Annotated in this window: 20 protein-coding genes; 18 read left to right on the top strand and 2 right to left on the bottom strand. The window is 69.9% G+C overall.

The window, feature by feature from the left end; all coding sequences use genetic code 11:
• Positions 1–5: 5 nt before the first annotated feature.
• From ACGFYN_RS14830 to ACGFYN_RS14805, 6 genes are all read left to right on the top strand, one after another.
• Positions 6–836 carry a hypothetical protein gene (locus ACGFYN_RS14830; protein WP_393866200.1) on the top strand — a complete coding sequence of 277 codons (831 nt, stop codon included), beginning with the start codon at positions 6–8 and terminating at the stop codon, positions 834–836.
• Entirely contained in the window at positions 836–3,031 is a 2,196-nt protein-coding gene (locus tag ACGFYN_RS14825) for a bifunctional polysaccharide deacetylase/glycosyltransferase family 2 protein (protein WP_393866199.1), read from the top strand. The genes ACGFYN_RS14830 and ACGFYN_RS14825 overlap by 1 nt, the downstream gene beginning before the upstream one ends.
• Positions 3,028–4,344 (top strand): acyltransferase, encoded by a 1,317-nt coding sequence (locus tag ACGFYN_RS14820; RefSeq protein WP_393866198.1) that lies wholly within the window; start codon positions 3,028–3,030, stop codon positions 4,342–4,344. Before ACGFYN_RS14825 ends, ACGFYN_RS14820 begins: the two co-directional genes overlap by 4 nt.
• A gap of 111 nt (positions 4,345–4,455) precedes the next feature.
• Positions 4,456–5,355 carry a hypothetical protein gene (locus tag ACGFYN_RS14815; protein ID WP_393866197.1) on the top strand — a complete coding sequence of 300 codons (900 nt, stop codon included), beginning with the start codon at positions 4,456–4,458 and terminating at the stop codon, positions 5,353–5,355.
• 148 nt (positions 5,356–5,503) lie between these two features.
• Positions 5,504–6,856, top strand: coding sequence for a nitrate/nitrite transporter (locus ACGFYN_RS14810; protein WP_393866196.1), 1,353 nt, complete (start codon positions 5,504–5,506; stop codon positions 6,854–6,856).
• Positions 6,857–6,972: 116 nt separating this feature from the next.
• Positions 6,973–8,133, top strand: a complete 1,161-nt coding sequence (locus ACGFYN_RS14805) for a uroporphyrinogen-III synthase (RefSeq protein WP_393866195.1) — start codon at positions 6,973–6,975, stop codon at positions 8,131–8,133.
• 12 nt (positions 8,134–8,145) lie between these two features.
• Here ACGFYN_RS14805 and ACGFYN_RS14800 read toward each other — a convergent pair whose 3' ends face one another.
• Positions 8,146–8,673, bottom strand: a complete 528-nt coding sequence (locus ACGFYN_RS14800) for a DUF1772 domain-containing protein (protein ID WP_393866194.1) — start codon at positions 8,671–8,673, stop codon at positions 8,146–8,148.
• Between the two features lie 189 nt (positions 8,674–8,862).
• Between ACGFYN_RS14800 and ACGFYN_RS14795 the strand changes: the two genes are divergently transcribed.
• The 6 genes from ACGFYN_RS14795 (at position 8,863) to ACGFYN_RS14770 (ending at position 15,863) form a co-directional block, all read left to right on the top strand.
• Entirely contained in the window at positions 8,863–9,459 is a 597-nt protein-coding gene (locus ACGFYN_RS14795) for a CGNR zinc finger domain-containing protein (protein ID WP_393866193.1), read from the top strand.
• Positions 9,460–9,788: 329 nt separating this feature from the next.
• Entirely contained in the window at positions 9,789–10,310 is a 522-nt protein-coding gene (locus ACGFYN_RS14790; RefSeq protein ID WP_010039908.1) for a sigma-70 family RNA polymerase sigma factor, read from the top strand.
• Positions 10,310–11,131, top strand: coding sequence for an anti-sigma factor family protein (locus ACGFYN_RS14785; protein ID WP_393866192.1), 822 nt, complete (start codon positions 10,310–10,312; stop codon positions 11,129–11,131). The genes ACGFYN_RS14790 and ACGFYN_RS14785 overlap by 1 nt, the downstream gene beginning before the upstream one ends.
• A 70-nt stretch (positions 11,132–11,201) precedes the next feature.
• Positions 11,202–13,526, top strand: coding sequence for a HelD family protein (locus ACGFYN_RS14780; RefSeq protein WP_393866191.1), 2,325 nt, complete (start codon positions 11,202–11,204; stop codon positions 13,524–13,526).
• Positions 13,527–13,823: 297 nt separating this feature from the next.
• The gene (locus tag ACGFYN_RS14775; protein ID WP_393866190.1) at positions 13,824–15,236 is read left to right on the top strand and encodes an NAD-dependent malic enzyme; all 1,413 of its coding nucleotides are present in this window, start codon (positions 13,824–13,826) and stop codon (positions 15,234–15,236) included.
• A 345-nt stretch (positions 15,237–15,581) separates the two neighbouring features.
• Positions 15,582–15,863, top strand: a complete 282-nt coding sequence (locus ACGFYN_RS14770) for an HU family DNA-binding protein (RefSeq protein ID WP_007382399.1) — start codon at positions 15,582–15,584, stop codon at positions 15,861–15,863.
• 129 nt (positions 15,864–15,992) lie between these two features.
• On the opposite strand, the gene murA is transcribed toward ACGFYN_RS14770, so the two are convergent.
• Positions 15,993–17,339 (bottom strand): UDP-N-acetylglucosamine 1-carboxyvinyltransferase, encoded by a 1,347-nt coding sequence (murA, locus tag ACGFYN_RS14765; protein ID WP_393866189.1) that lies wholly within the window; start codon positions 17,337–17,339, stop codon positions 15,993–15,995.
• Between the two features lie 254 nt (positions 17,340–17,593).
• Here murA and ACGFYN_RS14760 point away from each other — a divergent pair, with 254 nt between their 5' ends.
• The 6 genes from ACGFYN_RS14760 (at position 17,594) to ACGFYN_RS14735 (ending at position 23,440) form a co-directional block, all read left to right on the top strand.
• A complete protein-coding gene (locus tag ACGFYN_RS14760; RefSeq protein WP_393866269.1) occupies positions 17,594–18,166 on the top strand; it encodes a YqgE/AlgH family protein in 573 nt (190 codons plus the stop codon).
• A 30-nt stretch (positions 18,167–18,196) separates the two neighbouring features.
• A complete protein-coding gene (locus ACGFYN_RS14755) occupies positions 18,197–18,481 on the top strand; it encodes a DUF3039 domain-containing protein (RefSeq protein ID WP_393866188.1) in 285 nt (94 codons plus the stop codon).
• Positions 18,482–18,701: 220 nt separating this feature from the next.
• Positions 18,702–19,994, top strand: coding sequence for an extracellular solute-binding protein (locus tag ACGFYN_RS14750; protein ID WP_393866187.1), 1,293 nt, complete (start codon positions 18,702–18,704; stop codon positions 19,992–19,994).
• 8 nt (positions 19,995–20,002) lie between these two features.
• On the top strand, positions 20,003–20,971 hold the full coding sequence (locus ACGFYN_RS14745; protein ID WP_393866186.1) for a carbohydrate ABC transporter permease: 969 nt from the start codon (positions 20,003–20,005) through the stop codon (positions 20,969–20,971).
• Entirely contained in the window at positions 20,968–21,813 is an 846-nt protein-coding gene (locus ACGFYN_RS14740) for a carbohydrate ABC transporter permease (RefSeq protein WP_393866185.1), read from the top strand. Before ACGFYN_RS14745 ends, ACGFYN_RS14740 begins: the two co-directional genes overlap by 4 nt.
• A gap of 13 nt (positions 21,814–21,826) precedes the next feature.
• Complete coding sequence (locus ACGFYN_RS14735) at positions 21,827–23,440, top strand: beta-N-acetylhexosaminidase (protein WP_393866268.1); 1,614 nt, start codon at positions 21,827–21,829, stop codon at positions 23,438–23,440.
• Positions 23,441–23,542: the final 102 nt, after the last annotated feature.

Below are 23,542 nucleotides of genomic sequence, written 5' to 3'. Positions count from 1 at the left end.
CCCAGGTGCCGGCCGACAGTACCGAGGTGCTGGCCGGTGGCTCCAGAGCCGTGGCCGAGCACGACCGGACCGCCGGTCTGCGCGATCCGTGGGACCCGGTGGGCGAGACCGCCCACTCCCACGATCCGCAGGAGGTGACCGTCCAGCTCGACGCCGTGAGCCTTGAGGACGCCCGGCTGCGCAAGGCCGCCGGCGAACCGGGCGGCGGTTCCGATAGCTCCGACAGACCGGTCTTCGTCGACGCGTCGGGCCGCCGCAGCCGCCACTTCCGCCGGCTGGGCATAGCCGTCGGCATCGCCTGCGCGGTCTACGCCGTGGTCATCGTCGTCACGCTGCTCTCCGGCAGCTCCGACGCGCCCTGGTTGCCGGTGCCCGGCCAGAAGGCCGAGAAGCCGGCCGGCCGGGTCGAGCCCACCTCGCGGCCCGACGAATCGGCGGTGCCCTCCGGCACCGCAGGTCTGCCGGCCGGTCCGACGCCGACTGCCAGTGACGGCACGACCCCGACACCGGGCGCGAGCAACGCGTCCCACGGTGCGTCCGCCGGCCCCACCAAGCCTGGCGCGTCCGCCACGCCCGACGTGAAGCCGACCAAGGCCACCAGCAAGCCGACGTCCGGCCTGGGTGACCCCAAGCCGTCGACGTCGGCCGCCACGACGAATCCGGCCACTCCGGACCCGACCCCCACCGAGAGCACCGTCGCTCCCACCGAGACCGCGGTCGGCGGCTCGGGCGGCAACGTCCCGGTGGCCAACGGCGCCGGCAGCCCTTCGCCCGTCGCCGAGGGCCCGGCCACGCCCGTCGCCTCCTTCGTACCGTCCCCGGAGAAAACCCTCTGATGGCATCCCGCACCCGCCGTCACGGGCCCGCGACCACGGTCCGTGACGGCTCCCCGCGTCGCCGCCTGCCCATGCGCCTGCTGCTGCCCATGCTCCTTCTCGTCGCCCTGGTGGCGATGCTGATGCTGCGCGGATACGTGCACAGCGAGATCCTCGCCGACCACCGCATCCAGCCGGAGGCCGCCACCGACAAGGTCCCGGAGAAGATCCTGGACGGCGGCCCGGTCATCGACACCCGCAGCGGCCGCACCACCAGCCTGAAGGTGCCGGACCACCGCATGGTGCTCACCTTCGACGACGGCCCCGACCCGACCTGGACCCCGAAGGTCCTGGACGTGCTCAAGAAGCACCACGGGCACGCGGTCTTCTTCGTCACCGGCACGATGACCTCGCGCTACCCGGAGCTCGTCAAGCGCATGGTCGACGAGGGCCACGAGGTGGGCCTGCACACCTTCAACCACCCCGACCTCTCCTACCAGCCCAAGAGCCGTATCGACTGGGAGCTCTCGCAGAACCAGCTGACGCTCGCGGGCGCGGCGGGCATCCGCAGCTCGCTCTTCCGGCCGCCGTACTCCTCCTTCGCCGACGCCATGGACGACAAGTCCTGGCCGGTGACGCAGTACATCGGCACCAAGGGCTATCTCACCGTCGTCAACAACACCGACAGTGAGGACTGGCAGAAGCCGGGCGTCGACAAGATCATCAGCAACGCCACGCCGCACGGCGGCAAGGGCGCCATCGTGCTGATGCACGACTCCGGCGGCGACCGCCACCAGACCGTCCAGGCCCTCGACAAGTTCCTGCCCGAGATGCAGAAGAAGGGCTACCGGTTCGACAACCTCACCGAGGCGCTCGACGCCCCGAGCGCGCTGACCCCGGTCACCGGCGTCGACCTGTGGAAGGGCAAGGCCTGGATCTTCCTGGTCAGCGCCTCGGACGACATCACGGGCGTGATGGTCGTCGCCCTGGCGATCGTCGGCGCCACGGTCATCGGCCGCTTCGTGCTGATGCTCCTGCTGTCGGGGGCCCATGCGCGCCGGGTGCGCCGCAGGGGCTTCAGCTGGGGGCCGCCCGTCACCGAACCGGTGACGGTGCTGGTGCCGGCGTACAACGAGGCCAAGTGCATCGAGAACACGGTCCGTTCACTGATGGCGAGCGAGCACCCCGTCGAGGTGATCGTCGTCGACGACGGCTCCGGCGACGGCACGGCGCGCATCGTGGAGGCGATGGGCCTGCCGAACGTCCGGGTCGTCCGCCAGCTGAACGCGGGCAAGCCGGCCGCCCTCAACCGCGGTCTGGCGAACGCCAGTCACGACATCATCGTGATGATGGACGGCGACACCGTCTTCGAGCCGGCCACCGTACGGGAGCTGGTGCAGCCCTTCGGCGATCCGAAGGTCGGCGCGGTGGCGGGCAACGCCAAGGTCGGCAACCGGGACTCGATGATCGGCGCCTGGCAGCACATCGAGTACGTCATGGGCTTCAACCTCGACCGCCGCATGTACGACGTCCTGCGCTGCATGCCGACGATCCCCGGCGCTGTCGGCGCCTTCCGGCGCTCGGCGCTGGAGCGGGTCGGCGGCATGAGCGACGACACGCTCGCCGAGGACACCGACATCACGATGGCCATGCACCGCGACGGCTGGCGCGTCGTCTACGCCGAGAACGCGCGGGCCTGGACGGAGGCGCCGGAGACGGTCCAGCAGCTCTGGTCGCAGCGCTACCGCTGGTCGTACGGCACCATGCAGGCGATCTGGAAGCACCGCCGGGCGATCGTGGAGAAGGGCCCCTCGGGCCGCTTCGGCCGGGTCGGCCTGCCCCTGGTGGCGATGTTCATGGTCGTGGCGCCGCTGCTCGCGCCCCTCATCGACATCTTCCTGGTGTACGGCGTCGTGTTCGGCCCCACGCAGAAGACGATCGTGGCCTGGCTCGGCGTGCTGGCCGTCCAGCTGGTCTGCGCGGCGTACGCCTTCCGCCTCGACCGCGAACGCATGACCCATCTCATCTCGCTGCCGTTGCAGCAGATCCTCTACCGCCAACTCATGTACGTCGTGCTGCTCCAGTCCTGGATCACGGCGCTCACCGGCGGCCGCCTGCGCTGGCAGAAGCTGCGGCGCACGGGTGTCGTGGAGGCACCCGGCGGCCCGGTGCCGTCCCAGCGGACGCGCAGCAGTGATCGGAGGCCCGTGGCATGACCCACGGATACACGACCGGGACCCCGGAGTCGACGCCGGCATACGGCGTCCCGCAGCAGCAGCAGCAGCAGCCGGCCTGGCCCGAGCCGGCCCGCCCCGAGACGCCGGCGCCCACGACCGTTGCGGCACCCGCAGCCACGGTGGCGCCCGAAGCGGCCCCGGTGCCGAAGAAGCCGGGCCGGGACCGCTACCTCGACCTGCTGCGCTCCATCGCGCTGGTCCGCGTGGTCGTCTACCACCTGTTCGGCTGGGCCTGGCTGTCGGTCCTGTTCCCCTCCATGGGCGTGATGTTCGCGCTCGCGGGCTCGCTGATGGCGCGGTCGCTGAGCCGCCCGGCGGCGAGCGTGATCCGGGGCAGGCTGCGCAGGCTGCTGCCGCCGCTGTGGGCGTTCAGCGCGGTGGTGCTGGTGATGATGTTCGCCGGCGGCTACAACCCGGTGCAGGACCCGGACACCGGCGGCACCTGGGGCATCGTCGATCTGTTCAACTACATCGTGCCGATCGGCGCCCCGCCCTACCCGGGGCACCTCGGCTCCGAGTCGGGTCTGCTGGAGAACAGCTGGGCGGTGCAGGCGTGCGGCCCGCTGTGGTACCTGCGGGCGTACCTGTGGTTCGTGGTCGCCTCGCCGCTGCTGCTGTGGGCGTTCCGGCGCGTGCCGTGGGCGACGCTGCTGGCCCCGCCGGCCCTGACCGCGATCGTCGGCACGGGCCTGGTGTCCATCCCCGGCGAGACCGGCAACGCGATCACCGACTTCACCGTCTACGGCGGCTGCTGGGTGCTCGGCTTCGCCCACCACGAGGGAATGCTGCAGCGCGTCCCGCGCTATCTCGCCGTCTCCTGCGCGGCGTTGGTGATGGCGTTCGGCCTGTGGTGGGCGTCGGGCCACCTCGGCCCCGACGGCTGGGACCTCAACGACATCCCGCTGGCCCAGGCGACCTGGTCCTTCGGCTTCGTCGTGATCCTGCTCCAGTACTCGCCGTCCTGGCAGCAACTCCCGGGCCGCCTCGCGAAGTGGGACAAGCTGGTGACCCTGGCCAACAACCGGGCCGTCACCATCTACCTCTGGCACAACCTGCTGATCATGGCCACGGTCCCGGTCATCGACCAGGCCTACAACCTCCCCTTCATGCAGAGCGCCCGGGCCTCCTCGACCCTCGACGCCACCTACATGCTGTGGATGTTCGTCCTCGTCTGGCCCCTGATCGGCCTGGCGATCATCTCCTTCGGCTGGATCGAGGACATCGCGGCGAAGCGAAGCCCCCGACTGTGGCCGAACGGGGCGAAGCGGGGCGGGAGCCGGCACAAGGCCTGAGTGGTCAAGGCCGGGTCAAGCGGACCGCCCGCGGCGCCGCGCCCGCGCAACCCCGTGGGAGACTGCTCGCGTTGCTGAAGTGAACAGCGTGCCCACGGGGGAGCAGGAGCGATGAGTAAGCGGCAGGTTCAGAAGATGCTGCGGTTGATGGCCGGGGGGGAGCCCGTCGAGCTCACCAGTCCGATGGCGTCCGTGAAGAAACTGTCCCGGCTCGCCTTCATCGCCCAGCAGTTCGGCTACGAGTACCTGGACACCCGGCACACCGGCTCCCGCAACAACCAGCTGAAGATGCTGATCGTGCCGGACCCGAGCCCGCAGGCGCGGGCGCGGGCCGCGCAGAACTGGGCGCAGTATCCGAACGCCTCGGACGGGGTGTCCCTGCCGCCGCTCGTTCCCGACGCCCTCGAACTCCTCAAGGCCCGTATCCAGTTCGACCTCACCGGCAAGAACGCCGAGAAGCGGATGGGGTACGGGGCGCTGGGTGTCACGGTCGCCTGTGCGATCGCCGGGGTCCGGGCGGGCGGCGAGGTCCTCGACTTCGTCGTCGCGGGCATCGTCTGGGTCCTGCTCATGGGGATCTTCGGCATCGGCCTGCTCGTGAACCGCAGGCGCAACGCCAAGTTCTCCCGGCGGCTCCAGGCGGCCGGCTTCGTACCGATGACGGACGAGACGGGCCGGCTGCGGTACCTGCCGCCCGGGACGCAGGCGCCGGGCCAGATGCCGGGGATGCCGATGCCGGGCCAGGGCAACCCCTTCGCGAGCGGGCCCTACGGCGGCCAGCCGCAGCCGCCCCAGCCGCAGCAGCCGTACGGATATCCCCAGCAGCCTCCCCAGCCCTACGCCCAGCCGCAGGGATATGGCCAGCCGCAGGGTTACGGCCAACCCCCGCAGGCCCCGGGCCCGTACGCCCCGCAGCAGCCCTCCCCGCAGCAGCCCTTCCCGCCGCAGCCGTACCCGCCGCAGCAGCCCTACCCCCAGCAGAACCCCAACTGGCAGTCGCCCCAGCGCTGAGAGCTGTTCGTAACGTACGGGCGAGGTACCTCTCATCCCGCGGCCGCGCGGGGTGAGAGCAACGTTCCCTTCCGGTCACCCGGTGCCACAGCGAGGAAACTCTGTCTCCCTAACTTCGGGACATCACCCCGGAGCACGTGGAGGCGTCATGACAGCCGCTGGCCGCTGGATCCAGCAATGGGATCCCGAGGACGAGACCTTCTGGAAGGAGTCCGGAGAGAAGATCGCACGACGCAATCTCCTCTTCTCCGTGCTCTCCGAGCACATCGGATTCTCGGTCTGGACCATGTGGTCCGTGCTGGTGCTCTTCATGGGTCCGGAGTACGGGCTCACTCCGGCCGACAAGTTCCTGCTGACGTCGATGGTGACCCTGGTCGGCGCCGTCGTCCGCGTCCCCTACACCTTCGCCGTCGCGATCTTCGGCGGCCGGAACTGGACGGTCATCTCCGCCGGCCTGCTGCTGGTCCCGACGGTCGCCGCGTTCGCGGTGATGAAGCCGGGGACGTCCTTCGACACCTTCCTGTGGATCGGTCTCCTGGCCGGCATCGGCGGCGGCAACTTCGCCTCCTCCATGACCAACATCAACGCCTTCTTCCCGCTGCGGAAGAAGGGGTGGGCCCTCGGGCTCAACGCCGGTGGGGGCAACATCGGTGTGGCCGCGATCCAGCTGGTGGCCCTCGCCGTCATCGGTGCCAGTGGCGGGCCGCGCGTGCTGCTCGGGATCTACATCCCGCTCATCGTCGTCGCCGGTGTCCTCGCGGCGCTTTTCATGGACAACATCGAGAACGTCAGGAACGACACCGGGGCCGCCAAAGACGCCGCGAGGGACGCCCACACGTGGATCATGTCCGTCCTCTACATCGGGACGTTCGGCTCCTTCATCGGCTACAGCTTCGCCTTCGGGCAGGTGCTGACGAATCAGTTCGGGCGTACGCCGCTGCAGGCCACGTACCTCACCTTCGTCGGCCCGCTGCTCGGCTCACTGATCCGGCCCGTGGGCGGCCGGCTCGCCGACAAGTACGGCGGAGCGAAGATCACCCTCTACAACTACGTCGCCATGGCCGCCGCCACCGCCGTCCTGGTCGTCGCCAGCATGCAGAAGTCGCTCCCCCTGTTCGTGACCGCCTTCGTCGTGCTGTTCTCGCTGACCGGCATCGGAAACGGTTCCACGTTCAAGATGATCCCGGGAATCTTCCAGGCCAAGGCCCTCGCCAACGGACTGGAGGGGGAGGAGGCCGTCAGGTACGGGCGTCGCCTCTCCGGCGCCTCCATGGGGCTCATCGGCGCGGTCGGCGCGCTCGGCGGCGTAGGCATCAACATGGCGTTCCGGCAGTCGTTCCTCTCCTACGGCTCGGGCACGGGCGCCTTCGTCGCCTTCCTCGCCTACTACGCTGTCTGCTTCGGGGTGACCTGGGCCGTATACCTTCGCCGCTCGGCCGCGCGGAGCGGCGCGACGGCCGCCGCAGAGGCGAAGCCCCAGCTCAGCTATGCCGAGGTGTGACGTAACACCGGCGACATCAAGCCGAACCGAGCCTGTCACGGACCGTTGACAGGCTCGATCGGCATGCAGGCAGTACCGCCGTACTGCATGTACGACGACTCTTCGGGACGAGAGCCATGTACGACGAACAGCAGCAACCCGACACCGCCCGGCACGGGCCGCTCTCCGGCTTCACGGTCGGTGTGACGGCCGCGCGCCGCGCCGACGAACTGGGCGCACTGCTGCAGCGACGGGGAGCCGCCGTCCTGCACGCACCCGCCCTGCGCATCGTGCCGCTCGCCGACGACAGCGAACTGCTCGCGGCGACCAAGGACCTGCTCGACCAGGCACCGGACGTGGTCGTGGCCACGACCGCCATCGGCTTCCGGGGGTGGGTCGAGGCCGCCGAGGGATGGGGGCTCGGCGAGTCGCTGCTCGGACGGATGCGCGAGGTCGAGCTGCTCGCGCGCGGGCCCAAGGTCAAGGGCGCGATCCGGGCCGCCGGACTGACGGAGGACTGGTCGCCGTCGAGCGAGTCCATGGCCGAGGTGCTGGACCGGCTGCTGGAGGAGGGCGTCGACGGGCGCCGGGTCGCCGTACAGCTGCACGGCGAGCCGCTGCCCGGGTTCGTGGAGTCGCTGCGGGCCGGTGGCGCGGAGGTCGTCGGCGTGCCGGTGTACCGGTGGATGCCGCCGGAGGACCTCGGGCCGGTGGACCGGCTGCTGGACGCCGCCGTCTCGCGCGGCCTGGACGCGATCACCTTCACCAGCGCGCCCGCCGCCGTGTCCCTGCTGGACCGGGCCGAGGAGCGCGGGCTGACGGCCGAGCTGCTCGCCGCCCTCCACCACGACGTCCTGCCGGCCTGCGTCGGTCCGGTGACCGCGCTGCCGTTGCAGGCCCGGGGCGTCGACACGGTCCAGCCCGAGCGGTTCCGGCTCGGGCCGCTCGTGCAACTGCTCTGCCAGGAGCTGCCGGGGCGCGCCCGCTCCCTGCCGGTCGCCGGGCACCGGATGGAGATCCGCGGCCACGCGGTCGTCGTCGACGGCGAGCTCAAGCCGGTGCCGCCGGCCGGGATGTCGCTGCTGCGGGCGCTGTCGCGGCGGCCGGGGTGGGTGGTGGCGCGGGCCGAACTGCTGCGGGCGCTTCCCGGTGCCGGGCGCGACGAGCACGCGGTGGAGACGGCGATGGCCCGGCTGCGTACGGCACTTGGGGCTCCGAAGCTGATCCAGACGGTGGTCAAGCGGGGGTATCGGCTGGCGCTGGATCCGGCGACGGACGCGAAGTACGCGGACGCGTGAGCGGCCTCGTCCTCAGGCGCCGGACGGGCTGAGATCGCCTGCCCGGTGCTCGGAGGTTCCCCGCGAGATGCGACCGTGCAGCACCAGCGCCCGCGCCAGGCATCCCAGCGCCGCCGTCGACAGCACCGCACGCACCACGTTCCACGCCACCCAGGGGTCCTCGAAGTGCTCGCGTGCCGCCGTCGGGTCGGTCATGTGGGCGAGATCGTCGTTGAGCGGGATGTTGACGGCGACGGTGGTCAGGAAGCCGAGGGCGTAGGCCGCGAGGCCCACCCACACCCACCAGCGGTACGGCCGGTCCCGCAGCTGCCAGGCCGATACCGCCGTCAGCAGCAGTGCGCCCATGAAGCTGAGGAAGAAGACCGGGTTCTGGATCACGTCGTTGATGTCGCGCATCACCTCGACGTAGACCCGGTCGTCGCTGCGGGCCAGGGCCGGCATCACACAGCAGGCGAAGATGTAGTAGACCCCGGCGATCAGGCCCATGGCGACCGTGGCCGCGCCCAGTACGAGTCCCGTGCTCTTGCTGTGGGTTGTCATGGTCCCAAGTCAACGGACGGCGCCCGGCCCGGAACATCGCCGAGACGCGCACCCGCATAAGCAGCCGTCCACCGGCCGCCGGTACGAGGGGTTCCGGCCGCGCGAACGGGCATGCACTGTAAGAGGGATCGGTTCTTCAGCTCTCAGGTCCTCAGCCCTCGGGTTCCCTAGCCAGGCGGTGACAGGCACATGGCACTGGGTACGGCCACGGTCGCGTACGAGTTGCGGTTCGACGCCGGGCGGATCTGCCTGGATCTCCTCGCGACCACCCATCCCGAGGAACGGTTTGACTCCGTAGAGGTGCTGCGCGCCTGGATCACCGCGGCAGGCCTCGCCCCGCCCGGCACGCAGCTGGCCCACGCGGACGCGTCCTGGCTGCTGGGCTTCCGTGAACTGCGGGGACACGTGGGCGAGTTGATCCGCGGCCGGTTCGGGGCCGAGCCCCGCCCCTCGTACGCCATCGCGCTCGCCCGGGTGAACGAGACCGCGCGCGTGGCCCCGCCCGCCCCGCGGGCCGTACTGATCCAGGACGGATCGCTCGTCCGTGAGCTGGACGCGCCCCCCGACTGCGCGCAGCTGCTCGGAGCGGTCGCCCGGGACGTCGTGGAGCTGCTCACCGACCCCGTCGCGCGGGCCGGACTGCGGCAGTGCGAGGGCGACAACTGCCCGATCGTCTACGTCGATTCGTCCCGGGGACGCAGGAGGCGCTGGTGCTCCAGTGAGGTCTGTGGGAACCGCGAAAGGGTGGCCCGGCACCGCCGGAGGGCCGCACTGGCGCGCGCGTGACGTCCCATATGTCGCCTCTGTGGTGCTTCTGTGAAACGGTTGTCGAAGTGATTTCGATTACACACCGTTTGCCTCAGGCGTGACACGGGAAGCGGCCCGGATCTTGCCAGTGTGGCGGAAATGTAAAGATCGCACGGGGGGTATGTGGTCGCATGTCCCCCCTCGTCACGTCACGCCGCAGAAAACTGTCACCCCACTTTGAACATGGCGCGCACCACATCCGTACGTGTGGGCGAGCGACCGGCTGGGGGAACCCCCGGACATCGGAGGTGGGCGTGCGCAAGGATTCCGTCGTGGCCAATGAACGTGGATCGAGGGCCCGACATCGCATGTCCCAGCCCTCGGAACCAGATGAGGAGCTGATGCGTGCCCTGTATCGAGAGCACGCCGGACCTCTCCTTGCGTACGTCCTCCGGCTCGTGGCCGGAGACCGGCAACGTGCCGAGGACGTGGTTCAGGAGACGCTAATCCGTGCCTGGAAGAACGCCGGTCAGCTCAATCGGGCGACCGGATCGGTACGCCCCTGGCTGGTGACGGTCGCGCGCCGCATCGTCATCGACGGCCACCGCAGCCGGCAGGCCCGGCCGCAGGAGGTCGATCCGTCGCCGCTGGAGGTCATCCCCGCGGAGGACGAGATCGACAAGGCGCTGTGGTTGATGACGCTGTCGGACGCGCTGGACGACCTGACCCCGGCCCACCGGGAGGTACTCGTCGAGACGTATTTCAAGGGGCGTACCGTCAATGAGGCGGCTGAGACGCTGGGCATTCCCAGTGGCACGGTGCGGTCTCGGGTGTTCTACGCCCTGCGGTCGATGAAGCTGGCACTGGAGGAGCGGGGGGTGACGGCGTGATGAGTGTTTACGGGGGTAACCAGGGATTCGGCACAGGTGGTTCGGGTATGTCTGGCTCCATGATGGGATCACCGGGCCCGAGCGAGCACGAGACGGTCGGTGCCTACGCCCTCGGCATCCTGGACGACGCCGAGGCCAGCGCTTTCGAGGCGCACCTCGCCACCTGCGAATGGTGCGCCCAGCAGCTCGACGAGCTGGCCGGGATGGAGCCCATGCTGGCCGCCCTCGCGGATCTGCCGGGCACCGGTTCGCCCGCGATCGGTGAGTCCCTCTCCGCACGGCCCAGCCCACGGCTCGCGGAGAAGCTCGTCGACGAGGTCTCCGAGCGCCGGGCGCACAAGCGCCGCAAGAGCTTCTACCTCGTGGCGGCCGCGGCCGCGCTGATCATCGGCGGCCCGCTGACGGTCATGGCGGCGAGTGGCGGCAACGACTCGGGCACCCAGGCCACCCCCTTGGCGGCAGGCGCCAAGGCGGCCTTCGGCACCATCTCCGACAAGGTGACGGCGACCGACGCCTCCACCAAGGTCAAGGCGACCGTGGCGATGGAGAAGAAGGACTGGGGCACCTGGGGCGTCGTCGAGCTGAGCAACGTCAAGGGCCCGCTGAAGTGCTCACTCATCGCCGTGGGCAAGAACGGCGAGCGCGAGACGATGTCCTCCTGGTCCGTCCCGAAGTGGGGTTACGGCATCCCGAACGCCAAGGCACCGGAGGCCAAGCTGCCCCTCTACGCCCAGGGCGGCGCCGCATTCCAGCCCAACCAGATCGACCACTTCGAGGTCATGACCTTCGACGGCAAGAGGCTCGTACAGATCGACGCGTAGTGATACGTAGCTTTGCCGGGTCCCCTTCGCGTACGGTTGACGGCTGCCCAGCACGTCAGAAGGGGGCCCGGTGGCCGCTCAGGCTCAGCAGGAAACCGCGGTCGGCTCGGAGCACGACTCACGTCGTGACCGGGAGATCAGCGTCGAACAGGAACACCTGGACTGGGTGTACCGGCGCCTCGAGGAGAAGATCCACGAAGCCGAGTTCCTGATGAACGACGCGGCCCGGCGCGGCCAGGTCGGCACACCCGGCGCCCTCGCCGAACGGGACGCCCAGGTCTTCCGGGCCGGCATCCATCTCAACCGTCTGAACAACGAGTTCGAGGACTTCCTCTTCGGCAGGATCGACCTGCTGCCCGGCAAGGACGGGAAGAAGGGGCCCGACGGCGCCTACACCGCCGTGGAACCCGCCGAAGGCGCCGTGCGCGAGGACGGCACGGCCGACATCGCCGAGACGCTGCACATCGGGCGGATCGGTGTCCTCGACTCCGAGTACGCGCCGCTCGTCATCGACTGGCGGGCGCCCGCGGCCGCCCCCTTCTACCGCTCCACCCCCGTCGATCCCGGCCGGGTCGTGCGCCGCCGCGTCATCCGCTCCAAGGGCCGCAAGGTACTCGGCGTCGAGGACGACCTGATGCGCCCCGAGCTCAAGGCCTTCCTCGACGGTGACGAGCTGGCCGTGATCGGCGACGGCGCCCTGATGGCCGCGCTCGGCCAGGCCCGCAGCCACACCATGCGGGACATCGTCGCCTCCATCCAGGCCGAGCAGGACCTGGTCATCCGCGCCCCCGCCGCCTCCGTGACCTACGTCGAGGGCGGCCCCGGCACCGGCAAGACGGCCGTCGCCCTGCACCGCGCCGCCTACCTCCTCTACCAGGACCGGCGCCGCTACGCGGGCGGCATCCTCATCGTCTCCCCGACCCCGCTGCTGGTCGCGTACACCGAGGGCGTGCTGCCCTCGCTCGGCGAGGAGGGCCAGGTCGCCATCCGCGCGATCGGCTCGCTCGTCGACGGCGCCGAGGCCACGCTCTACGACTCCCCGGCCACCGCCCGCGCCAAGGGCTCGTACCGCATGCTCAAGGTGCTGCGGAAGGCGGCACGGGGAACGCTGGAGGCGGACGGCTCGCCGAAGCGGCTGCGCGTGGTCGCCTTCGGGCGCCGCCTGGAGCTGGAGGGGGAGGCGCTGGAACGTATCCGCCGCGCCGCCCTCGGCGGCACCGCGCCCGTGAACCTGCTGCGCCCCCGCGCCCGCAAGCTGCTGCTCGACGCCCTGTGGGAGCAGTCGGGGTCCGCAGCCCGCCACACCGACCCGGAACTCGCCGCCGAACTGCGCTCCTCCTTCGACGACGACATCTCCACCGAGGACCCCTTCATCGAGTTCCTCGACGCCTGGTGGCCGGAGCTGACCCCCAGGGCCGTGCTGGAGGCGATGGCGGACGAGCGGCGCCTGGGCCGCTGGGGCCGCCGGATCCTCAACCCCGGCGAGGTCCGCCGGGTGGCCCGCTCGCTCAGACGGGACGGCCACTCGGTGCACGACATCGCCATGCTCGACGAGCTCCAGTCGATCCTCGGCGTCCCGGCCCGCCCGAAGAGGCGGCGCGAGCTGGACCCGCTCGACCAGCTGACCGGCCTGGAGGAGCTGATGCCGGTCCGCGAGGAGTCGCAGCGCGAGCGCGCCGAGCGCCTCGCGCAGGAGCGCACCGAGTACGCCCACGTCATCGTCGACGAGGCGCAGGACCTCACGCCGATGCAGTGGCGCATGGTCGGCCGCCGCGGCCGGCACGCCACCTGGACGGTCGTCGGCGACCCGGCCCAGTCCTCCTGGTCCGACGTGGACGAGGCGGCCGAGGCCCGCGACGAGGCCCTCGGCACCCGCCCCCGCCGCCGCTTCCAGCTGACGGTGAACTACCGCAACCCGGCCGAGATCGCCGAGCTGGCCGCCAAGGTGCTCGCCCTCGCCATGCCGGGCGCCGAGTCCCCCACGGCCGTCCGCTCCACCGGCGTCGAACCGCGCTTCGTGACCACCGGCGGCGGACCCGGCGGCGTACGGGACTCCCTCGCGCAGACCGTCCGCGCGGAGGCCGCCCGGCTCCTCGACCTGGTCGACGGCACCGTCGGCGTGGTCGTCGCCATGCAGCGCCGGGAGGAGGCCGCCCGCTGGCTCGCCGGGCTCGGCGACCGGGTCGCGGCCCTCGGCAGCCTGGAGGCGAAGGGCCTGGAGTACGACGCGACGGTCGTCGTCTCGCCCGCGGAGATCGCCGACGAGTCACCGGCCGGCCTGCGCGTGCTCTACGTCGCCCTGACCCGAGCCACCCAGCAGCTGACGATCGTCTCGGCGGACCGCGACGAGCCGGACGCGCGAGGGGTGCCGGACCTGCTCCGCGATGAGAACTGAATGAAGTCACGGTACGGGAATCGCCGTACGGGATCTGTTTGTTAGCCTGGGCGTGGCACCGGCTCGATCCAAGCCCCCGGGCCCAACCTTCGTCGCTACGAGCGACCACTTGCCGCGAGGCGAGCATGGCGGGTCGGTGCCACTTGAACTGCGGGAGGCCCGCGTCACGATGTGACGCGGGCCTCTTCGTTGCGTGAACAAAACGTTCGCAATCCGGGGCGACTAACGCCTACTCGACAGTAGGTGCGACCATCGGACGGCATATCAGCGTCACGGTGAAAGCAGAGGAAGTCGGCCATGGCAACGGCGCCCAGCGTCTCCTACTCGATTACGGTCCGGTTGGAGGTGCCCGCGAGCGGCACCGCGGTCTCCCAGATCACGACCGCCGTGGAGTCCCACGGGGGCTCGGTGACCGGCCTCGACGTGACCGCCTCCGGCCACGAGAAGCTCCGTATCGACGTCACCATCGCGGCCAGCTCCACGGCCCACGCCGACGAGATCGTCCAGCAGCTGCGCGGCATCGAGGGCGTCACCCTCGGCAAGGTCTCCGACCGTACGTTCCTGATGCACCTCGGCGGCAAGATCGAGATGGCGTCGAAGCACCCGATCCGCAACCGCGACGACCTGTCCATGGTCTACACGCCCGGTGTGGCCCGCGTGTGCATGGCGATCGCGGAGAACCCCGAGGACGCCCGCCGGCTGACCATCAAGCGCAACACCGTTGCGGTCGTGACGGACGGTTCCGCGGTACTGGGCCTCGGCAACATCGGCCCGATGGCCGCCATGCCGGTCATGGAGGGCAAGGCGGCCCTCTTCAAGCGCTTCGCCGACATCGATGCCTGGCCCATCTGCCTGGACACCCAGGACACCGACGCGATCGTCGAGATCGTGAAGGCGATCGCCCCGGGCTTCGCCGGCATCAACCTCGAGGACATCTCCGCGCCCCGCTGCTTCGAGATCGAGGCTCGGCTGCGCGAGGCCCTGGACATCCCCGTCTTCCACGACGACCAGCACGGCACCGCGATCGTCGTCCTCGCCGCCCTGACGAACGCACTGCGCGTCACCGGCAAGGCGATCGAGAACATCCGGGTCGTCATGTCCGGCGCCGGTGCGGCCGGTACGGCCATCCTGAAGCTGCTGCTCGCCGCGGGCCTGAAGAACGCCGTCGTCGCCGACATCCACGGTGTGGTGCACGCCGGCCGAGAGGACCTGCGCGCGGCCCCGGCCGACTCGCCGCTGCGCTGGATCGCCGACAACACCAACCCCGAGGCCCTGACCGGCACGCTGAAGGAGGCCGTGCGCGGCGCCGACGTGTTCATCGGCGTCTCGGCCCCCAACGTGCTGGACGGCGACGACGTGGCCGCCATGGCGGAGGGCGCCATCGTGTTCGCGCTCGCGAACCCCGACCCCGAGGTGGACCCGGCAATCGCCCGTCAGACGGCGGCGGTTGTGGCCACCGGCCGCTCCGACTTCCCGAACCAGATCAACAACGTGCTGGTCTTCCCGGGCGTGTTCCGCGGTCTGCTGGACGCTCAGTCCCGCACGGTCAACACCGACATGATGCTCGCTGCCGCAACCGCCCTCGCGGACGTGGTGAGCGAGGACGAACTGAACCCGAACTACATCATCCCGAGCGTCTTCAACGACAAGGTCGCGGGCGCGGTGGCGGGTGCGGTGCGGGACGCGGCGAAGGCCGCGGCGGCGTCGTAATCGCGGCGGCGGCGCGGATGTGCGTAGGCTGTGAGTATCGCCACGGCAAGGCCTTGCACCGGCGCGTCGTGGAACCAGGGCCTGCCGATCGCCGTTTATCGTGTCGGCCAGGCTCAGGCCCTCTTTTCGTGTGACTCCCAAGGGTGTTCTCACGACTCCTGCGGGTGCCGGATTGGCTTTCGCGCCGCAGGTGGGGGCAGGATGCGTCTCTGGGCGCGAGGGTCTGACGTCGGACCCGGGTCCGGGGCCTCACCAAGGGCCCTGGCAGCATCGGCTTCACCGTGCCCTCTCGCGGCTCCGCCGCGTGGCACGCCTCAACGGCAAGAAGAACACGGGAGTAACAACATGAACCGCAGTGAGCTGGTGGCCGCGCTGGCCGACCGCGCCGAGGTGACCCGCAAGGACGCCGACGCCGTGCTGGCCGCGTTCGCCGAGACCGTCGGCGAGATCGTCGCCAAGGGCGACGAGAAGGTCACCATCCCTGGCTTCCTGACCTTCGAGCGCACCCACCGTGCCGCTCGCACCGCCCGCAACCCGCAGACCGGCGACCCGATCCAGATCCCGGCCGGCTACAGCGTGAAGGTCTCCGCGGGCAGCAAGCTCAAGGAAGCCGCAAAGGGCAAGTGACCCCGCCGTCTGTGCATCACCTGACGATGTACGGCGCGTAGCACGTCCGGACGATGTACGGCGCGAAGAATCGCCAATGGGGCGGCACCCTTTCGGGTGCCGCCCCATCGTCGTACAAAGGAGCCGGCGTCAGCCGAGGGCCTTGCCCGGCAGTTCGACCTTGGCGCCCAGCTCGACCAACTTCTCCATGAAGTTCTCGTAGCCGCGGTTGATGAGGTCGATGCCGTGGACGCGGGACGTGCCCTGGGCCGCGAGGGCGGCGATGAGGTAGGAGAACCCGCCGCGCAGGTCGGGGATGACGAGGTCGGCGCCCTGGAGCTTGGTGGGGCCCGAGACGACGGCCGAGTGCAGGAAGTTGCGCTGGCCGAAGCGGCAGTCCGAGCCGCCCAGGCACTCGCGGTACAGCTGGATGTGAGCACCCATCTGGTTGAGTGCGGAGGTGAAGCCGAGACGGGACTCGTAGACCGTCTCGTGGACGATGGAAAGGCCCGTCGCCTGCGTGAGGGCGACCACCAGCGGCTGCTGCCAGTCCGTCTGGAAGCCCGGGTGCACGTCCGTTTCGAGCGCGATGGACTTCAACTGGCCGCCGGGGTGCCAGAACCGGATGCCCTGGTCGTCGATCTCGAAGGCGCCACCCACCTTCCGGTAGGTGTTGAGGAACGTCATCATCGAGCGCTGCTGGGCGCCGCGGACGTAGATGTTGCCCTCGGTCGCGAGCGCGGCGGACGCCCAGGAGGCGGCCTCCAGGCGGTCGGAGAGGGCACGGTGGGTGTAACCGCCCAGTTTGTCCACACCAGTGATGCGGATCGTGCGGTCGGTGTCCATCGCGATGATGGCGCCCATCTTCTGCAGGACGCAGATCAGGTCCTCGATCTCCGGCTCCACGGCCGCGTTCGAGAGCTCCGTGACGCCTTCCGCGAGCACCGCGGTGAGCAGCACCTGCTCGGTCGCGCCGACGGACGGGTACGGCAGCCGGATCTTCGTGCCGCGCAGCCGCTGCGGCGCCTCCAGGTACTGACCGTCCGCCCGCTTCTCGATGCGCGCGCCGAACTGCCGCAGCACCTCGAAGTGGAAGTCGATGGGCCGGCCGCCGATGTCGCAGCCGCCGAGGCCCGGGATGAAGGCGTGGCCCAGGCGGTGCAGCAGCGGACCGCAGAAGAGGATCGGGATGCGCGACGAACCCGCGTGGGCATCGATGTCAGCGACGTTCGCGCTCTCCACGTGGGAGGGGTCCATCACCAGCTCGCCCGGCTCCTCACCCGGACGGACCGTCACCCCGTGCAGCTGGAGGAGTCCGCGTACGACACGAACGTCACGGATGTCCGGAACGTTGCGCAGTCGACTCGGTCCACTGCCCAGCAGGGCGGCGACCATGGCCTTCGGTACGAGGTTCTTCGCACCGCGGACACGGATCTCGCCCTCAAGCGGGGTTCCGCCGTGGACAAGCAGTACATCGTCAGAGCCGTTGACGGTCATGTATCTCGCGTTCCGATGAGTGGGACAGGGGCCGGAAGGGAAAGGGTAATCGCCGCCTACCCCCCTTCTGTAAGCCCAAGGCCCACCCAGCTACGTCATAGCTTCGTCACAACACGAACCGCTCCTGGCCGGGCACATGGGGTCACCGGTGCCCATTGTGCGCCCTGGATGCTTCCTTCCGCCCTGAGCTGCAATCACCCTTCTTACCCGCATTGCCTCCCCGAGCCCAGGCAAGATGCGGGATCATGTCTGCCATGACCGAGGTGTCCTCGCTCACAGGGCGGTTGCTCGTGGCAACGCCCGCCCTGGCGGACCCGAACTTCGACCGTGCGGTGGTGCTTCTTCTCGACCACGACGAGGAGGGCTCCCTCGGTGTCGTCCTCAACCGCCCGACCCCGGTGGACGTCGGGGACATCCTGGAGGGCTGGGCGGACCTCGCCGGTGAGCCGGGCGTCGTCTTCCAGGGCGGCCCGGTGTCCCTGGACTCGGCGCTGGGGGTCGCGGTCATCCCCGGCGGAGTGGGCGCGGACGGGGCGCCGCTGGGCTGGCGCAGAGTGCACGGCGCGATCGGACTGGTCGACCTGGAGGCGCCGCCGGAGCTGCTCGCCTCGGCCCTCGGCTCCCTGCGGATCTTCGCCGGGTACGCCGGCTGGGGCCCGGGCCAGCTGGAGGACGAGCTGGTCGAGGGCGCGTGGTACGTCGTCGAGTCGGAGCCGGGCGACGTCTCGTCCCCGTCGCCGGAAAGACTCTGGCGCGAGGTCCTGCGCCGTCAGCGCAACGAGCTGGCGATGGTGGCCACGTACCCGGACGACCCGTCGCTCAACTGATCCGGGTGACCTTCAGTACCCTTGGCACTTATGAGCACTCTTGAGCCCGAGCGCGGGACTGGTACGGGGACCCTCGTTGAGCCGACGCCACAGGTGTCCCACGGCGACGGCGACCACGAGCGCTTCGCCCACTACGTCCAGAAGGACAAGATCATGGCGAGTGCCCTCGACGGGACCCCCGTCGTGGCGCTGTGCGGCAAGGTGTGGGTGCCCGGCCGCGATCCGAAGAAGTACCCCGTGTGTCCCATGTGCAAGGAGATCTACGAGTCCATGGGCGCCGGCGGCGACGACGACGGCAAGGGCGGCGACAAGTAGTCCCGCTCGCTCCCGCCTGAGAACCGCGAGGCCCTCGGGGTGCGTTCTGACGCGCTTCGGGGGCCTTTGTGCTGCCCGCCGTTGCAGGGGATGCGTCGGCCGGTCACGAAGTGGTTGAGACCTCTTGTGGTCATGTTCATGTGATCCCTAGCCTCCGTGGTGTTGTGCAGAGCGAAACCGTCATTGCATATGTTGCAACGCCTGCCCGGAGGGTCACTCCATGAAGCTGTCCCCACGCCTCGCCGTCCTGCTCACGGCCCTGGCCGTCACCGCCTGCGCCCCCCAGACCTCCTCCAACTCCTCCTCCGACAAGGACGAGAAGACCGGCACGCTGCGGGTCTGGCTCTTCCAGGAGGTCGGCAACAAGCCGAAGGAGAAGGCCGTCGACTCGGTGGTGGCCGCCTTCGAGAAGGCCCACAAGGGCACCAAGGTCCACGTCGAGTACATCCCGGTGGAGACCCGGGCCCAGCGCGTCAAGGCCGCCTTCAACGACCCGAAGTCCGCGCCCGACGTGATGGAGTTCGGCAACACCGACACGGCCGGCTATGTGAAGGACGGCGGACTCCTCGACGTCACCAAGGAGTTCGGCGCCTGGAGTGAGTCCAAGGACGCCGACCCCACCGCCAAGACGTCCGTCACCGTCGACGGCAGGATGTACGGCTCCCCGTACTACGTCGGCGTCCGCGCCCTGTACTACCGCACGGACGTCTTCGAGGAGCTGGGGCTGCAACCCCCGAAGACCATGGACGAGTTGGCGTCCACGGCCCGCAGGATCCACACCGCGAAGCCCGGCCTCTACGGCATCGTCGTCGGCGGCGCGTACACCTACGGCGCGATGCCCTTCGTCTGGGCCAACGGCGGTGAACTCGCCACCGGAAAGGGCGGTTCGTACGCCTCCGCCATCGACGGCGCGGCCGCGCAGAAGGGCATCAAGGCGTACACCTCGCTCTTCGGCGACGCCAACTGCCCCGCGGCCAAGTGCGCGGGCATGGGCGGCAACGACACGATCACCGCGTTCGCGGCCGGCAAGGCGGGCATGGCGATCGGCGGCGACTTCAGCCACACCGCCGTCGAGGCCGGGAAGGTCAAGGGCAAGTACGCGGTCGTGCCGCTGCCCGGGGTGAAGTCCGGATCGATCGCGCCCGCCTTCGCGGGCGGCAACAACATCGGCGTGCTCAAGAGCACCTCGCACCGCACCCTCGCCGTGGACCTGATGGAACAGCTCACGTCGAAGAAGACGCAGGCCGAGATGTTCGACGCGATGGGCTTCCTGCCGACGTTCGCCGACGTCCGCGCCAAGGCCGCCGCCGAGCAGCCGTACGTGAAGCCCTTCGCGCAGACCCTGTCCGCCGGGACCAAGTTCGTGCCGGCCTCGGCGGGTTGGTCCCAGATCGACTCCCAGCTGGTCCTGCCGACGATGCTGCAGGAGATCATCAGCGGGAAGAAGGGTGTTGCAGCGGCGTCCGAGGAGGCGGCGCACAAGATGGACGCGGCGTTCGGCTCCGCCGGGTGAGGCCGCTGATGCCCAACAGCTCGGAGACTGCGCAGCGTGTGCGGCCGCCGGTGGTCCGTGGCTTGTCGCGCAGTTCCCCGCGCCCCCTGAAGGGGCACCGTGGCCGGCGTCAAAAGGCTCCCTGGCTCTATCTCGCCCCGGCCCTCGTCGTCCTCGGAGGTCTGCTGCTCTACCCGATCTACCAGCTCGGGCTGATCTCGTTCTTCCGGTACACCCAGGCACAGGTCAGCGGGGGCGAGCCGACCACCTTCGAGGGGTTCGGGAACTACTCGGCGCTGTTCTCCGACGGTGAGTTCTGGCGGGTGCTGCTGGCCACCGTGCTGTTCGCGGCGGCCTGTGTGGTCTCGACGCTCGCCGTCGGATGCGCGCTCGCGGTGCTGCTCACACGGGTGCGGGCGCTGCCGCGGCTGGCGCTGATGCTGGCCGCGCTGGGCGCGTGGGCGACCCCGGCGGTGACGGGCTCGACGGTCTGGCTGTTCCTCTTCGACCCCGACTTCGGGCCGGTGAACCGCGTACTCGGGCTCGGCGACCACTCGTGGACGTACGGGCGGCTGAGCGCCTTCCTCCTCGTACTGCTCGAAGTGGTCTGGTGCTCCTTCCCGTTCGTGATGGTCACGGTGTACGCCGGTATCCGCGCCGTACCGGCCGAGGTGCTGGAGGCCGCCGCGCTGGACGGCGCCTCGCAGTGGCGCATCTGGCGCTCGGTGCTCGCGCCGATGCTGCGGCCGATCCTGACCGTCGTCACCATCCAGTCGGTCATCTGGGACTTCAAGGTCTTCACGCAGATCTACGTCATGACGGGCGGCGGCGGCATCGCTGGCCAGAACCTGGTCCTGAACGTCTACGCCTATCAGCAGGCGTTCGCGTCCTCGCAGTACAGCCTCGGCTCCGCGATCGGTGTCGTGATGCTGCTGATCCTGCTCGCCGTGACGCTGGTGTACCTGCGGCTGCTGCGCCGCCAGGGGGAGGAGCTGTGAATCTTCCGCGCGTGCGTGTGCGGCGCCCGGGGCGGCTCGCCGCGGAGGCGTCGGCGCTGCTGATCGCGGTCGTCGTCGCCTTCCCGCTGTACTGGATGGTGCTGAGCGCCTTCAAGCCGGCCGGAGAGATCGAGTCGACCGAGCCGCGGCCGTGGACCACGGCGCCTTCCCTGGATTCCTTCCGGCGGGTGTTCGGGCAGCAGGATTTCGGCCGGTATTTCGTCAACAGCCTGGTGGTCGCGGGCAGTGTCGTCCTCGTCTCGGCCTTCATCGCCTTTCTCGCCGCGACCGCCGTGACGCGATTCCGCTTCCGCTTCCGGACGACCTTGCTGATCATGTTTCTGGTGGCCCAGATGGTGCCGGTGGAGGCGCTCACCATCCCCTTGTTCTTCCAGATGCGGGACTTCGGCCTGCTGAACACCCTCGGCTCGCTGATCCTGCCGCACATCGCCTTCTCGCTGCCGTTCGCGATCTGGATGCTGCGGGGGTTCGTGAAGGCGGTACCGGAGGCATTGGAGGAGGCCGCGTACATCGACGGCGCGAGCCGTGCGCGATTTCTGTGGCAGATTCTTTTCCCGCTCGTCCTGCCGGGCCTTGTGGCGACGAGCGTGTTCTCCTTCATCTCCGCCTGGAACGACTTCCTCTACGCCAAGTCCTTCATCATCAGCGACACTTCACAGTCGACCCTGCCGATGGCGTTGCTGGTGTTCTACAAGCCGGACGACCCGGACTGGGGAGGGGTCATGGCCGCCTCCACGGTGATGACGATTCCGGTGCTGGTGTTCTTCGTACTCGTACAGCGACGCCTGGTCTCCGGACTGGGCGGAGCGGTAAAGGACTGATGTGACCGACACGATGGATCTGATCCCCGCCCCGGCCCGCTGCTCCTGGAACCCCGCCGGATACACGAGCCTGGACAGCGCCACGGCACTGGAGGCCGGGCCCGGCACCGAAGGCGTCGCGCGCTGGCTGCGGGCGACAGTCGGCGCGGCGACGGGCCTGCCCTTCCCGGAGACGGGCGACGCCCGCAACCGCGTCGTGCTGGCCGTCGCGGCGGACCTGCCGCCCGAGGGGTATCGGCTCGTCGGCGACGGTGGCCCGTACCGCATCGAGGGCGGCAGCGCGGCGGGCGTCTTCTGGGGCGCCCAGACCTTCCGTCAGCTGCTCGGCCCCGACGCCTTCCGCCGGGCTCCCGTACGGCCCGGGCAGGACTGGGAGGTGCCGACGGTGACCGTGGAGGACGCGCCGCGCTTCCGCTGGCGGGGCCTGATGCTCGACGTGGCCCGGCACTTCATGCCCAAGGAAGGCGTCCTGCGCCATCTCGACCTGATGGCCGCGCACAAACTCAACGTCCTCCACTTCCACTTGACGGATGATCAGGGCTGGCGCGTCGAGATCCGGCGGTACCCGAAGCTGACGGAGACCGGCGCCTGGCGGGCGCGCACCAAATTCGGCCACCGCGCCTCACCGCTGTGGGAGGACAAGCCGCACGGAGGCTTCTACACCCAGGACGACATCCGCGAGATCGTCGCCTACGCCGCCGAGCGGCATATCACCGTCGTCCCCGAAATCGACGTACCGGGACACTCGCAGGCCGCCATCGCCGCGTACCCGGAACTCGGCAACACCGACGTCATCGACACCACCGCCCTCTCCGTCTGGGACGACTGGGGTATCTCCGCCAACGTACTCGCCCCCACCGACGACACCCTGCGCTTCTACGAGGGGGTGTTCGAGGAGCTGCTGGAGCTGTTCCCCTCGGAGTTCGTCCACGTGGGCGGCGACGAATGCCGCAAGGACCAGTGGCGGCGGTCCCCGGTCGCGCAGGCCCGTATCGAGGAACTCGGGCTCGCGGACGAGGACGAGTTGCAGGCCTGGTTCGTCGGACACTTCGACAAGTGGCTGACGGCGCGCGGGCGCAGGCTCATCGGCTGGGACGAGATCATCGAGGGCGGGCTCGCCAAGGGCGCGGCCGTGTCCTCGTGGCGCGGGTACGCGGGCGGGGTCGCCGCCGCGCGGGCGGGCCACGACGTCGTCATGTGCCCCGAGCAGTACGTGTATCTGGACCACCGGCAGGCGGCGGGCGCGGACGAGCCGGTGCCGATCGGCTTCGTCCGCACCCTGGAGGACGTCTACCGGTTCGAGCCGGTGCCCGCGCAGCTCACCGAGGACGAGGCCCGCCATGTGCTCGGCACCCAGGCCAACGTGTGGACCGAGGTGATGGAGGATCAGGGGCGCGTGGACTACCAGACGTACCCGAGGCTCCCGGCCTTCGCCGAGGTGGCCTGGAGCGCCCTGCCCGCCCCGGACCGGCGGGACTTCGCAGACTTCGAGCGGCGGATGTCCGCGCACTACCGGCGACTTGACGCCCTGGGAGTGGGCTACCGGCCGCCGACCGGTCCGCTGCCCTGGCAGCAGCGCCCGGGGGTGCTCGGGCGGCCCATCGAGGGAGCGCCCCCGAACAGATAGCCCAGCTCCCGAACAGGTAAGGCAAAACCGTCGTAAGCATCACCGAAGAGCGCCAATCGGAGAGCATCGGTGATGCCGTGCGAAAACGGACCATCTCGCTGG

This window comes from Streptomyces sp. NPDC048419 (assembly GCF_043200415.1).
GTDB lineage: Bacteria > Actinomycetota > Actinomycetes > Streptomycetales > Streptomycetaceae > Streptomyces.
Note: the sequence above shows the minus strand (reverse complement) of the source record. Positions and strands in the feature narration are given on the sequence as shown.

Excerpts from the sequence above, each read along its gene's own strand:
- ACGFYN_RS14820 (WP_393866198.1), top strand. The coding sequence starts at position 3,028 with ATGACCCACGGATACACGACCGGGACCCCGGAGTCGACGCCGGCATAC.
- ACGFYN_RS14755 (WP_393866188.1), top strand. The coding sequence starts at position 18,197 with ATGAGCACTCTTGAGCCCGAGCGCGGGACTGGTACGGGGACCCTCGTT.
- ACGFYN_RS14800 (WP_393866194.1), bottom strand. The coding sequence starts at position 8,673 with ATGACAACCCACAGCAAGAGCACGGGACTCGTACTGGGCGCGGCCACG.
- ACGFYN_RS14770 (WP_007382399.1), top strand. The coding sequence starts at position 15,582 with ATGAACCGCAGTGAGCTGGTGGCCGCGCTGGCCGACCGCGCCGAGGTG.
- ACGFYN_RS14790 (WP_010039908.1), top strand. The coding sequence starts at position 9,789 with ATGTCCCAGCCCTCGGAACCAGATGAGGAGCTGATGCGTGCCCTGTAT.
- ACGFYN_RS14805 (WP_393866195.1), top strand. The coding sequence starts at position 6,973 with ATGTACGACGAACAGCAGCAACCCGACACCGCCCGGCACGGGCCGCTC.
- ACGFYN_RS14775 (WP_393866190.1), top strand. The coding sequence starts at position 13,824 with ATGGCAACGGCGCCCAGCGTCTCCTACTCGATTACGGTCCGGTTGGAG.
- ACGFYN_RS14785 (WP_393866192.1), top strand. The coding sequence starts at position 10,310 with ATGAGTGTTTACGGGGGTAACCAGGGATTCGGCACAGGTGGTTCGGGT.
- ACGFYN_RS14750 (WP_393866187.1), top strand. The coding sequence starts at position 18,702 with ATGAAGCTGTCCCCACGCCTCGCCGTCCTGCTCACGGCCCTGGCCGTC.
- ACGFYN_RS14815 (WP_393866197.1), top strand. The coding sequence starts at position 4,456 with ATGAGTAAGCGGCAGGTTCAGAAGATGCTGCGGTTGATGGCCGGGGGG.
- ACGFYN_RS14825 (WP_393866199.1), top strand. The coding sequence starts at position 836 with ATGGCATCCCGCACCCGCCGTCACGGGCCCGCGACCACGGTCCGTGAC.
- ACGFYN_RS14810 (WP_393866196.1), top strand. The coding sequence starts at position 5,504 with ATGACAGCCGCTGGCCGCTGGATCCAGCAATGGGATCCCGAGGACGAG.
- ACGFYN_RS14735 (WP_393866268.1), top strand. The coding sequence starts at position 21,827 with ATGGATCTGATCCCCGCCCCGGCCCGCTGCTCCTGGAACCCCGCCGGA.
- ACGFYN_RS14745 (WP_393866186.1), top strand. The coding sequence starts at position 20,003 with ATGCCCAACAGCTCGGAGACTGCGCAGCGTGTGCGGCCGCCGGTGGTC.
- ACGFYN_RS14760 (WP_393866269.1), top strand. The coding sequence starts at position 17,594 with ATGACCGAGGTGTCCTCGCTCACAGGGCGGTTGCTCGTGGCAACGCCC.
- murA (WP_393866189.1), bottom strand. The coding sequence starts at position 17,339 with ATGACCGTCAACGGCTCTGACGATGTACTGCTTGTCCACGGCGGAACC.
- ACGFYN_RS14795 (WP_393866193.1), top strand. The coding sequence starts at position 8,863 with ATGGCACTGGGTACGGCCACGGTCGCGTACGAGTTGCGGTTCGACGCC.